13 protein-coding genes and 1 pseudogene are annotated in these 12,290 nt (G+C 41.2%); 2 read left to right on the forward strand and 12 right to left on the reverse strand.

Annotated elements, in window-relative coordinates; all coding sequences use genetic code 11:
- Position 1 precedes the first annotated feature (1 nt).
- The 8 genes from grpE to EQJ87_RS02395 form a co-directional block, all read right to left on the reverse strand.
- A complete protein-coding gene (grpE, locus tag EQJ87_RS02360; protein WP_130123173.1) occupies positions 2 to 541 on the reverse strand; it encodes a nucleotide exchange factor GrpE in 540 nt (179 codons plus the stop codon).
- A gap of 29 nt (positions 542 to 570) precedes the next feature.
- Entirely contained in the window at positions 571 to 1,614 is a 1,044-nt protein-coding gene (hrcA, locus tag EQJ87_RS02365) for a heat-inducible transcriptional repressor HrcA (RefSeq protein ID WP_130123174.1), read from the reverse strand.
- 129 nt (positions 1,615 to 1,743) lie between these two features.
- Positions 1,744 to 2,148, reverse strand: a complete 405-nt coding sequence (locus EQJ87_RS02370) for a hypothetical protein (RefSeq protein WP_130123175.1) — start codon at positions 2,146 to 2,148, stop codon at positions 1,744 to 1,746.
- A 22-nt stretch (positions 2,149 to 2,170) separates the two neighbouring features.
- Positions 2,171 to 2,959: a M15 family metallopeptidase gene (locus EQJ87_RS02375; protein WP_130123176.1), complete on the reverse strand. Its 789-nt coding sequence runs from the start codon at positions 2,957 to 2,959 to the stop codon at positions 2,171 to 2,173.
- Positions 2,956 to 3,648: a histidine phosphatase family protein gene (locus EQJ87_RS02380; protein WP_130123177.1), complete on the reverse strand. Its 693-nt coding sequence runs from the start codon at positions 3,646 to 3,648 to the stop codon at positions 2,956 to 2,958. Before EQJ87_RS02380 ends, EQJ87_RS02375 begins: the two co-directional genes overlap by 4 nt.
- A 41-nt stretch (positions 3,649 to 3,689) precedes the next feature.
- The gene (locus EQJ87_RS02385) at positions 3,690 to 3,959 is read right to left on the reverse strand and encodes a hypothetical protein (RefSeq protein ID WP_130123178.1); all 270 of its coding nucleotides are present in this window, start codon (positions 3,957 to 3,959) and stop codon (positions 3,690 to 3,692) included.
- Between the two features lie 20 nt (positions 3,960 to 3,979).
- Positions 3,980 to 5,317: a PFL family protein gene (locus EQJ87_RS02390; RefSeq protein WP_130123179.1), complete on the reverse strand. Its 1,338-nt coding sequence runs from the start codon at positions 5,315 to 5,317 to the stop codon at positions 3,980 to 3,982.
- Positions 5,318 to 5,453: 136 nt separating this feature from the next.
- A complete protein-coding gene (locus EQJ87_RS02395; protein ID WP_130123180.1) occupies positions 5,454 to 5,717 on the reverse strand; it encodes an ACT domain-containing protein in 264 nt (87 codons plus the stop codon).
- Positions 5,718 to 5,914: 197 nt separating this feature from the next.
- On the opposite strand from EQJ87_RS02395, the gene EQJ87_RS02400 reads away from it, so the two are divergent.
- Positions 5,915 to 6,856, forward strand: coding sequence for a UbiA family prenyltransferase (locus EQJ87_RS02400; protein WP_130123181.1), 942 nt, complete (start codon positions 5,915 to 5,917; stop codon positions 6,854 to 6,856).
- Positions 6,857 to 6,972: 116 nt separating this feature from the next.
- On the forward strand, positions 6,973 to 7,434 hold the full coding sequence (locus tag EQJ87_RS02405) for a hypothetical protein (RefSeq protein ID WP_130123182.1): 462 nt from the start codon (positions 6,973 to 6,975) through the stop codon (positions 7,432 to 7,434).
- A gap of 28 nt (positions 7,435 to 7,462) precedes the next feature.
- Here the strand turns inward: EQJ87_RS02405 and EQJ87_RS02410 are convergent, their stop codons facing one another.
- From EQJ87_RS02410 to secG, 4 genes and pseudogenes are all read right to left on the reverse strand, one after another.
- Entirely contained in the window at positions 7,463 to 8,521 is a 1,059-nt protein-coding gene (locus EQJ87_RS02410; RefSeq protein ID WP_130123183.1) for an exonuclease/endonuclease/phosphatase family protein, read from the reverse strand.
- Positions 8,522 to 8,663: 142 nt separating this feature from the next.
- Positions 8,664 to 9,250, reverse strand: a pseudogene (locus EQJ87_RS02415) (isochorismatase family protein).
- 33 nt (positions 9,251 to 9,283) lie between these two features.
- Positions 9,284 to 11,737: a ribonuclease R gene (rnr, locus tag EQJ87_RS02420; protein ID WP_130123184.1), complete on the reverse strand. Its 2,454-nt coding sequence runs from the start codon at positions 11,735 to 11,737 to the stop codon at positions 9,284 to 9,286.
- Between the two features lie 178 nt (positions 11,738 to 11,915).
- Entirely contained in the window at positions 11,916 to 12,164 is a 249-nt protein-coding gene (gene secG / locus EQJ87_RS02425) for a preprotein translocase subunit SecG (RefSeq protein WP_130123185.1), read from the reverse strand.
- Positions 12,165 to 12,290: the final 126 nt, after the last annotated feature.

Genomic DNA, 12,290 nt, shown 5'->3' on the forward strand with positions numbered 1-12,290 from the left:
TTTATTGAGCAACAACGACCATTGCTGGGCGAAGTAAACGTTCGTGAAGTTGGTAACCTTTTTGGAAGACTTGCACGATACTGTCAGCAGGATGTTCGTCATCAGCTGGGACAGTTTGTACCGCCATGTGAAGGTTATGGTCGAATTTATCGTAAGAAACTTCTTCGACGCCTTCTTCTTTGAGGGCTGAAACTAGGCTTTCTTGCACCATTTCCAAGCCTTTTTTGACGTCATCTGTCAAACCTTCAACAGCAAGGGCACGTTCTAAGTTATCTAATGATGCTAAGATTTTCTTTGCTAAATCTTGTGAACGATATTTGATAAGTTGCAAACGTTCTTCATTTCCTCGACGTTGAACATTTTGCATTTCTGCAGAAACACGTAGAAATTTATTTTCCCACTCACTTGCTAATTTTTGCGCTTCTTCAACTTCATTGATTTCTTCTTCAACGATGTCCTCGAGTGCTTCCTCAGTTATTTCTTCTGTGACTTGCTCATCAACTTGTTCGTTTTTGATTTCTTCTTTGATTTCTTCGGACATAAATCCTCCTTTTTTAAATAGCTTTTTAATCATTTACTTATTTCGTAGTGGTTGCCATCAAGATAACGATAGTAATCACTTAGCTTCATCGTTAGTACTTTTGCAACTAAATCTAATATAGATAGGGTTCTTTGATAATCCATTTCTACAGGACCAACGACGGTTAAAGTTCCAAGCCCCCGATAAGGAATAACGAACTTTTGGGAAAGCAGGGTTAAATTTTTCATGTATTTTTCATCATTATCAAACTTAACAGCTCGCATTTCGTCGTTACTTGTGATTTCGCGAATCTCATGGAGCATTCGTTCGTCATCACTGAAAAGTTTATAAACTTCTGCTAAATTTCCTGTGGCATAGTCAAAAATATTTTTGCGACCAGAAACAGTCAGATGTTCGGTGAATAAATCATTGAAAATTGATTCAAATAGTCCTAAAACTTCACTTACTACTTTGAAATAGCGCTGGACAATCTGCGGAATTTCTGTACGCAAAGTGTAATGAATATCGATCATTTTCTTGCCAACCATACGTTCTTTAACCAAGTTACTAAAAACAGCTAAATCCGCTTCAGTCATTGATTTTGGAAGCATGAATTGGTTCGTTCTTACTTCCCCAGTATTGAGCGTAATCACGGCAAGGATAGAATGGCTGTCAAGCATGACTAATTCAAAAGAAACGAGAACTTGGTCACGCTGTGGGACATTGAGTACAAAGCTTGTTAACCCGGTTAACTCGGACAGGCTTTTTGCTCCTCTCTCAAAAAGATCGGATAGGCGATAATATTCACCGTCAAAGTCTTTCATGACCTTAAATAGATCATTTTGACTAAACTCTTCGAGTTGAATGACATTTTCTACGAAATATTTATAACCCGAAACGCTAGGAATCCGACCACTCGAGGTATGTTCTTTTTGAATCAAGCCTAGGTTCTCTAAGACTTTCATATCATTTCTAATGGTGGCGCTAGAGGCTTGAATGCTGTCAAGGAGCGACTTTGAACCAATTGGTGTATGTTCCTTGGCATAAAGTGAAACAATCAGATTTAAGATTTGTCTTTGACGTTCTGTAATCATTAGCTGCTCCTTTCCTTAGCACTCTTGTACCTCAAGTGCTAACAAATTTATTATAACCCTTTGCGTGTGCCTTGTCAAGAAAAAAGGCACAAAAATTAGCACTCTTTTTGATAGAGTGCTAATTTCATTTTATAACTTCTTCAAATCACTAGAGTTTTGCCAAATATTAAAGAGGCAAACGAGCATTACAGCTATTTCAAAGATTTTTTCTAGCCCTATTGCATGTTGGATATAAAGGATGATATAGTCCAAAATCAACAGGGTAGCCACAATTTCGAAGAAAACAAACGTAGCGCGCCAGAATCTCCAGAGAAGATATAAAAGTAAACAAAAGATAAGGAAATAAACTAGATTCTGCCAAATCATCACATTCGCCCAAATTTTCTGAGTAAATGGTTGGAAGATGGAAGTAATTTGAGTGAAAAAGTGACCAAAAACATTGTTATGACTCACCAGACTTTTCATCAATACAACAGTACTATAAACAAAGAGACCCACATTGAAAAGAAGGAGAATTTGTTTTCTATTTAGCATTTCCTTTTCCTTTCGTCCCTTATTACTTGTTAGGCAGTAATTTTAGGTATTCTTCGAGTGTTAGTTTGTGCTCGGTCATATATTTGGCATTTTCGATACCTACATAACGAAAATGCCAATCTTCATAGTCTACGCCTGTTTCAGCTTGTTTTCCTGCAGGAAAACGCAGAATAAAACCGTAATTTGGAGCGATAGCGGCAATTTGTGGAGCAACTTGGCTCGCATTTAAGCTGTCGATATCACTCATATCAATAGCCAAGCCTGTTTGGTGCTCTGAGCTTCCTGGTGGTTGCGAGTAGGTTTGAACATTTTTGATTGCTTCTTGACGAGAAATAGGTTTTCCATCAACATTAACTGTGCCATGTCCTGCCATTTCGTCTTGGATGTAGCCTTCGTAAAGCTCTGACTGATAAGCAACTGATCGATAGCCGGAGATGAGATGCTCGGCTGGTGATATTTTCTGTGCTGCTGCTAAAAATTCTGTAACCTGATTAGCAATTCGCTGATCAACTTGGATGGAACCAACACTCGCAAGAGAGGGATTCAGCTCGGGTTTGGTCGAAGTGCGATTGACCAAGACGAGTTCCCAATCGGAAGGTCTAGCACTCGGCAAATCTTGGGGTGAAATTTGAGATTGGCTTGTGCTCTGGGTCTCGCTTATTTTCTCTGAGGTGGCTTGGTTTGTTGGGGTAAGCGATGGGTGTGAGGTAAATTTTTGAATGCTTGTTTGATCATTGAGAAAGATAAAGGCAAGCAATGCTACAAGGAGAGTGACTAAGGCAATTAGGCTGATGATTGCGCGCTTTTTCATTTTTCCTTTAATTTTTCACTTCCTAATGCGCGGTAGCTCATATCGCCAATTTCTCCAACGGTAAACTGACCATTTTCGTAGGTGAGATGAGTAACCGAACCATTATCAAGGCCGTGGGGGCGTGGTAATTCTGGTCGAACGAGCTTGACAAAGCTACCAATAGTCATACCGTGGCTGACAATGACAATATTTTTAGCGCCTGCAGCAACGGATTCTTCGGCAATGTCCGAAAAGCCTTCTAAGATACGGCCTGAGAGTTGTTCCCATGTTTCAGCCCAACCTGCTGTATCTACGGCATAAATGGCGTTAGCAATTTGTTCGTCTTCGGGAAAACTTCCGTTTATCATGCCATTTTCAGCAAAAATTCTTGGGAGGACGCCATCAAATAATTCGCCATCGTAGCCGCCGTCAAAAGAGCCAAAGCACCATTCGCGAATTCGTTTGTCAAATTTGTAAGGAATGCCTTCGTTGTCCGAATTGCTCAAAATGAAACCCATTGTCTGGATTGTGCGACCTGAGTCTGAGGAATAGGCACGGTCAAATTTGATTCCTTTTTCTTTAAAGCCGAGTCCTAATTCAATAATACCCAGTTCTCCTGCAGCGGTCAGCGGAGTGTCTGACCAACCTTGTGCGCGTCCAATGGTATTAAACATTGTCTTACCGTGTCTTACCAAATAAATATTTACCATGTTTTCTCCCTCTTAATGCTGTATTTTAATTATATCAAAATTCATTTTTTCGCTTCAAGTTTTGTAAATTCTTTCTTAAAACGTTTTTCAGAGACCACTTTAATGTCGCTTTTTCCTAGATAAATCAAGTAATCTCCTACTCGAGCTGCTCCACCAAACATTAAACTAAAGCGAAGCTGGTCGGGAATTTTGGGATTCCAGAAACAGATTTGTTTGTCAAATAGATGTTGTACCCAATCTTCTACAATTTCATTTTCGTCATGAACTACTTGCCAGGCTTCAACAATTTGTTCACCCATTTTTACTTGCATTTTTTACACGCTCTCGTTTTTTAGTTTTTAAAGGAATGAATTGGTGCAGGAATTTGTCCTCCGCGCGCGATGAAATCAGCTGATGAGGCTTTATTGACACGCATGACAGGGGCAACTCCGAAAAGTCCGCCAAATTCGATTTGTTCGCCTTCTTTACCCATTGGAATAATGCGGACAGCAGTTGTTTTTTGGTTGATAACCCCAATAGCTGCTTCGTCGGCAATCATTGCGGCAATGGTCGTCGCTGGAGTTTCTGCTGGAATGGCAATCATGTCAAGTCCAACAGAGCAGACGCAGGTCATAGCTTCTAATTTTTCGATGTTGAGCGCACCCGAATTGACCGCGGCAATCATGCCTTCGTCTTCGGAAACGGGAATGAAGGCACCAGAAAGTCCACCAACGCGCTCGGCTGCCATGACGCCACCTTTTTTAACGGCATCATTGAGCATGGCAAGGGCTGCCGTGGTTCCATGTGTTCCAACGGTTTCTAAGCCCATTTCTTCAAGAACACGCGCTACGGAGTCGCCAATAGCTGGCGTTGGAGCGAGTGACAAGTCAACGATTCCAAACTCAACGCCCAAGCGCTCTGAGGCCATTTGACCGACCAATTGACCGATACGAGTGATTTTGAAGGCTGTTTTCTTGATGGTCTCGGCTAAAATGTCAAAAGATTCGCCACGAACTTTTTCCAAAGCACGTTTGACCACGCCGGGACCTGACACGCCAACGTTGATAATCGTATCAGCCTCACCTACGCCGTGGAAGGCACCCGCCATGAAGGGGTTGTCTTCGACCGCATTGGCAAAAACAACCAGCTTGGCGTTCAACCATTTGTCGCCCTTGGACATGATTTTGATGGTTTCACCCATGTCGCGCACAGCGGTCATGTTAATGCCTGTTTTGGTTGAGCCGACGTTGACTGAAGCACAGACGCGTTCAGTGGCCGCAAGGGCTTTAGGCATTGATTTGATGAGGATTTCGTCGCCTTTTTGGTAGCCTTTTTGAACCAAGGCTGAATAGCCTCCAATGAAGTCGATGCCGATTGCTTTTGCCGCGCGATCCATAGCGAGTGCAAGTGGAGTGTAATCGTCAGCGTCTGTTGCTGCACCAATGATGGCAATAGGGGTCACTGACACGCGCTTATTGACAATTTTGATGCCGAGTTCACGACCAATGTCGTTTCCAACTTCAACAAGTTTGCCAGCTTTAGTGGTGATTTTTTGATAAATTTTTTCGGCAGCTTTGTCAATGTCTGCGTCAATACAGTCCAGTAAGCTGATGCCCATTGTGATTGTGCGAATGTCAAAATTTTGCTCTTCAATCATGGCAATGGTTTCTTTGATGTTTTGAATATCCATTTTTTGTGCAAGTTCCTTTTTTCGTGATGATTTCGTGGGGGAGTGATTTTCGTCAGCATTTTCTCTCTGACGAGAAATCCGTCAGTAAATTCTCTGATAAAATAATTTTCGTCAGTAAATCCGCTGATTTTTTGGCTTATAATTTGTGCATAGCGTTAAAAATTGCTTCATTTTGAACGTGAATGTTAACACCAAGTTGTTCGCCTTTTTTGATCAATTCCGCTTGAAATGCTGAGAAATCTTCACTTTTGGTTTCAACGACCATCATCATCGTGAAAGCTCCGCTCATCAAGGTTTGGGAAATTTCGAGGATGTTAGCTTCAAGTTGTGCCAAGGTTTCTGTTACTCCAGCGACAATCCCTATTTTATCTGTTCCAACTACGGTTACAAGTGCGTGCATTTTGTTACTCCATTCAAATTTTTTATCTTAATTATACCATTTTGTCAGTATTTTTTCTGCTGCTGTTGGAGAGATTTTACTGACGTAATTTATTTTTGTTCGGAAATTCATTTTTCTGTTTCATAAAAAGAGGTAAAAAAAATAAAATCCTGACGTCCCGTGCTTTCTCTTGGCTTTTTTGATATAATCTGCTTATTATGACTTTTAAAACTTTTCTTAATTTTACGCGGATTCAAACTTTGCCTGCGGCTTTGCTGTCGCCAATTGCTGGACTGCTTTTTTCACTTTGGTATTTTCGGAGTTTTCACTGGTTGCCCACGCTTTTCTTTTTTATCGGGCTTGTCAGTATCAATCTTTTTGTGAGTGCGTGGAACAATCTGATGGATTACCGTAAAGCGCTCGATCCTGAATACAAAAAATGGAACATCATTGTTGCTCGAAAAATCAATCCGAAGTTGGCTTTTAAAATTTGTATGATTTTCTTACTCATCGATCTTCTGGTTGGTCTGGTGGTGCTTTTTCTGACTAATTTGGCGATTTTGCCCATTGGCGCGCTTTGTTTTTTGATTGCGGTTTTCTATACTTATGGGCCTTTTGCTTTTTCTCGTTTTCCACTGGGTGAGCTTCTGGCAGGACTTTGTGAGGGCTTCATCGGCTTTTTCCTTGCGGTCTATATCAATTCTTACGATAAAGCGTACTTTTTCATCCGTTTTGATGGCTGGAAAATGGAGTGGACTTGGGATTTTGCAGTGCTGATTCCGATTGTTTTAGTCGGATTGATGTGTTTTGTGCAAAATTTCAATATTATGTTGAGTGATAATCTTTGCGATTTGGAGCAGGACGTGAGAAATCAGCGTTTTACATTGCCTTTTTATTTGAAAACTCCGTTGAGTTTGACTTTGTTTGCTTGGTTGTATGGCTTTGCGGCTTTGTGTATTTTATTAGCTATCGGCTTTGGGATTTTACCTATTTGGTCTTTGTTAATGCTGCTGATTGCTCTTAAAGTCGTTCCTAATATCAAAAAATTTCGGGCCAAACAGGTCAAATCTGAAACCTTCCATCTGCAAATTGACAATCTGATGTTGTTCAATGGCGCTCTGGCGCTGACCCTCTTGTTGGGAATTTTGTTTAGAAAATAAGTCTTGGTCTGCTTTTAAAAAAATCATCTGCTTGAAAGGATGATTTTTTGCTTAAAAGTTTTGTGAAGGGGCAATAAACACTTCCCTCAAAGGTGATTTCATGTTAAAATATTCTTATGATTACATGGTTTAAGTTGACGCCGACTTACAGTTTTGGTTTTTTCCCAATCGGTCTCCTTTTTTTGTTCCTGCAAAAAATCCCTTACCTTCTTTTGCCGCCCTTGGGCGTTTCGATTGCTCCTTTGATTAAGCTGCCTGAACATCTTTCGTGGTTTGATGGTTTGGAAAAAATTCTGGGACTTCTGACATTATTAACTTTTTTATTTATTGTGCGGGATGATTTGCAACCACGCCATTTGTTTTTGCGCGCCGCTGTGGTGCCACTCAGTATTTATTATGTGGGCTGGGGCGTTTATTGTCTAGGTTATCAAAATCTTTTGATTTATCTTTTTTTCTTGATTGCGACGCCTCCACTGTACTATTTTTGCCTCGGGCTTTGGTTGAAAAATCGACCGGCTACGTTTTGTGCCTTGGTTTATCTGCTGGTGCATTTTATCAATTTTGGTTTGCATTTTTAAATAAAGAAAAAGCGCTGAGGCGCTTTTTTTATTTTTTTAATGTGAAATTGATCAGCACTGGCTGATGATCAGAAGATTTGAATTGATTGTCAATGGTTTTGACGGAGAGGCTTTGGATGTTGCTTGAGACCAAAAAGCCGTCAATGATTCCAAAGGTGTTTTTGGGATTTTTTGCTTCATAGGCATAGTCAAGCGAGCGCACGGTTGGGGCGTTTGTAGGGGCTACAACCCGCATTCCTTTTGGAAGATGAGCAGTCGGAAACGGCTTCATCCAAGTCAATTCGGGGTGGGCTTTGCCAGCCAAAACGTGATTATAATCGGCCCCGCAAATGATGTAATCTCCTGCTTTGACGTATTTTTTCATTTTATCAAAAAGGGTCAAGAGCTGCTCTCTTTGAATTTTTTGGTCTTTGATGAAGGCTGACATATGGGTGTTAAAGATGACAAACTTTTTGTCCGAATTTTTGATTGGCAAAATAGTGACATTAAAAGCACGATCTAAATCAAAAAACTTGTTAAAATTCGTTTCAATCGGCAATTGGTAACGTGTAGAATCAGTGATTTGATATTTGGAGTAAGTCATAATACCAGATTTCGCTTTCCCAATCGGTTTTGTGACCGGATAAAAAAGATAAGCTGAGTCGTAATTTTGGGTCAAAACAGTCGAATAATTGCTTAAAGCTTTGCGAACCATTTGAGGTTCGTTGACCTGACGGCTGCGATCGCCCTGCCAGTCAATTTCTTGAATATTACCAAAATCAGGATTTTCCGCTTTAATCAGGCGAATGTCTTCGTTAATTGCTGATTGTACCGCTTTTTTGCTGTAAGCTCGGACATCTTTTCCACCATCCATGAAAAAATTAAATGATGGAGGATAAGAGCCATAGCCAATGTTAAAGGTCATCATTTTATAATTTTTGCCCAATTCAACTTGCTGCGTTTGCGGATTTTTCACGGTTTGCGTGAGCGCATCTGGCAGACGATGATATTGCGCGTAAGCGTAAATCAGGTAACCACCAACTCCGATGACCAGCAGCGCAACAAGGGCTGACAAGATTTTCACAATCGTTTTTAATGTTTTTTTCATTTTATTCCCAATTTTTATTCTTAAAATTTACTGATGAAAGTGACTTTTTTGCTGACGTAAATTTTTTCCTCGTCAAACGCTGACTTTTTTGCTGACGGATTTTTTGGTCAGAGAAAAAATACTGACGAAAATGCTGTTAGCTTTATTTTGCTTGGTCAATCATGGTCAGGATTTGTGCTGTGGAGCGAACACGTCCTAATCTGGTGAAAATTCCTGAGACAATGCCTTGATGCAAGTCGCCATTGAAATCCGTCATGGCATCCTCAACACTCAGCACTTGATAACCGTGCTGGAAAGCCTCGCGCGCCGTCGTATCACAGCCAATTGTCGTCGCAATTCCGCTCAAAATGATGGTGTCAATTCCCCGTCTGCGCAACTGCACCTCCAGATCCGTCCCGTAAAATGCCCCCAATTGTGCTTGGCGACATGAATCACGTTGTCCATTTTTTTGTCATAAGCTGCTTCTAAAACGAACTCTGAATAATCCGCTGGAAGATTTCCCGCAGCAGCCACAGGGGCATCTGTCACTGCTCGCAGCGCTTCTGGGCCATAATTTTTAACATGAACAAACACAATGAGTGCTGCTGTATTTTTAAGGGCAGCCACCAACTGCTCATTATGCTCAAGTACTTGCTCTGCCGAATAAGGCGCAAAGCCCCCACGTCCAACAATTCCTTTTTGTAAATCAATGACGACCAGCGCCGTTTTTTCTAAATTTAAAGCTGTCATTTTTGTTCTTTCCCCTCGTTTTTATCAAGAAAATTAGAATTTTTTATGTGCTTTTTTACGTCCGTCAGCAAATTTTCCTTTGGCCGCCTTCGTGTAAAAAGGTTTTTTGGCTGATTTTTTCTTTTGGTCAGCATTTTTTTGACGTCCAGAAATTCCGTCAGTAAATTCTCTATTTCCGTCAGCATTTTGGGCGCGTTTGCCCTTGTGACTTGGTTTTTTGGCGTCCTTTTTGCTGACGGATTTCACTTTGAGCGCTTGATGCCCTTTTTTAGCCGACTTATGCTCTGGCTTCTTCTTGGCTTTGAGCGTTTTTTCGACAACATCAAACTCTGACGGCAAGTAAGCAAAATCAATTTCGCCAGTCATTTTATCTGCCTTAACCACTTTGATCGTGATAGCTTGTCCAATTTTGAAAATCAAGCCCGTCCGCTCGCCAACCAAAGCCAACATCCGTTCATGATAAGCAAAATATTCCCCCTTCAAAGTCGAAATATGAATCAAACCTTCAATGGTATTTTCCAATTCCACAAACATTCCAAAACGCGTCACAGAAGCGATAATACCCGTAAACTCTTCGCCCACGTGCTCTTCCATGAACTCCGCTTTTTTCATTTTTTCAACTTCACGTTCAGCATCAACCGCACGACGCTCACGATGGCTAGAATGCTCAGCAATTTCAGGAATTTTCGCTTCCCATTTCTGTAAAATTGATGCAGGAATTTTTCCTGAGCCAATTTCACGAATCAAACGATGCACCAGCAAGTCCGGATAACGGCGAATGGGCGAGGTAAAGTGCGTGTAATTTTCAGCCGCTAAGCCAAAGTGTCCTTCATTGTTTTCAGAATAGCGCGCTTGTTGCATCGAACGCAGAAGCATCGTTGACAGTACCAGCTCACCCGGCTCACCCTTGATTTTTTTCATGAACGCTTGCAACACTTTTTGGTCAATACCGTTTGATGTTCCCTCGATTTGCATCCCGAAAGTTGCCGCAAAATCAATAAAACGTTGCAAACGATCCGCTTTTGGCTGCTCGTGAATCCGATAAATGAACGGCAAATTATGACTTTCAAAATGCGTCGCTACCGTTTCATTAGCTTCCAACATGAAAGATTCAATCATGCGCTCAGCAATGCCTCGACTGCGCTTTCTGATTTCGACTGGCAGTCCTTTTTCATTGACAATAATTTTTGCTTCCGTTGTTTCAAAATCAATTGCACCACGGCGTTTGCGCATCCCCTCCAAAATATGATGCAATTCGACCATAATTTTGACAGAATCAGCGATTTTTCCATATTTTTCAAGTGTTTCGCTATCGCCAGCAATCATCAAATTAACCTCATCGTAAGTCATCCGCTCCGTTGTTTTGATGATAGATTGTGAAATTTGATAATTAACCACCCGGCCATCAGGCGTGATTTCCATCACACAAGATTGCGTCAAACGGTTAACCCGAGGGTTGAGCGAACAAATGCCGTTAGACAAGCGCTCAGGTAGCATTGGCACCACACGATCCGTCACATAAACAGAAGTTCCACGCTCATATGCTTCCTTATCCAAAGGAGAATTTTCTGTCACATAATGAGATACATCAGCGATATGAACGCCCAATTCGAAATTACCATTGCCCAAACGCTTGGCATGAACCGCATCATCGAGGTCTTTAGCATCAGCGCCATCGATCGTAAAAGTGATTTCATTACGATAATCCACCCGACCAGCAATTTCGCTCTCTGGCACTTCCTCAGGAACACTCTCAGCCTGAGCGATTACTTCTGCTGGAAATTCCGACACAATATCCATGGAAGCAAGAACCTCTAAGACATCAATCCCTTGATCATCTGCCTGTCCGACTATCTCCGTCGCCAAACCTTGCATGGTCTGCGGAAATTCCGCATCAGGATAATGAGTAATTTCAGCGCGAACAATCGCTTTATTTTCCGGAATCAACCCTTCATCACTCAGATAAACCGCATAAGGAATTTTTTTGTTCCGTGATTTGACAAAACCAATCAATCCCGTTGCTTGACGTTCTTCCTCAGACAAACTTACAAAAGTACCCACCACTTGATGCAGCTCATGACGAATAATTTCGACCACGTGCCCTTCTGCTGCTGTTCCCTTGAGCGCATTGGCGTTTTTGTCCAGCTCCAAAGCAACCTCATCGCCATCTAAAGCAAAAGCTGTCTTTCCTCTTGCGATAAAAACATCTGGCTCCTCCGCATCGATATTCACAAAACCAAAACCAGCGGCATTGGCCCGAAAAATCCCATTAACGAGTACTTTTGGCAACTCTTTTTTAGCTAATTCAACTTTTCCTTTGGCAGTGAAATTCACCAGATGTTCAGCTTCCAATTCTGCCAAAGTTTTCACAAAAAGCTTGTAATCTCTTGCCTTATTAAAGCCTAAAGCCAAAGCAAGTTCCTCTGCTGACAAGGCTTTTTTGGCAGTTTGTGCCAAATAATCCAAGATAAGTTCTTTAATTTTCATTTTTTCCATTCTCAAATCAACGATTTTTACTCAAAAAAAGAGCTAAAATCGTCACTTTCCTTTTATCTTGTCAGTAGTATTAATCATTTTATCAGCTCGACCAACTGATAGAATCAATTCTACTACTGACAGCGCTTTTTGAAATAAATAAAAGACGAGCCGTTTCCAGCCCGCAATTTTACCGTGTTGATAAGACGACAAGAGCAAAGCCAATAACTAGCCATAGCCCAATCATGATTGCGGTAAAACGCTGCATCACTGCCTCGAAACCGCGTGCTTTACGACGTTCAAACAATTCACCCGTTCCACCAGAGAAAGCATCTGCTGCTCCGTCTTGTTTAGAAGGCTGCATGAAAATCGCTACAATGATTAACAATGACACAATCAACATGACGACAAGTAAAACGTCATAAATCATTTTTTCCATAGTCTTATAATCCTTTAGGCAAAGCCTAATCTCCTTTTTCAAAATTGCGTTACTCATAGTTTACCATATTTTCGCCTAAAAGTCATTTTTTTCTTTCGTTGAGTCGCTTCTCTTTGGCTTCTTCAC

The organism is Lactococcus sp. S-13, assembly GCF_004210295.1.
Taxonomy (GTDB): domain Bacteria; phylum Bacillota; class Bacilli; order Lactobacillales; family Streptococcaceae; genus Lactococcus.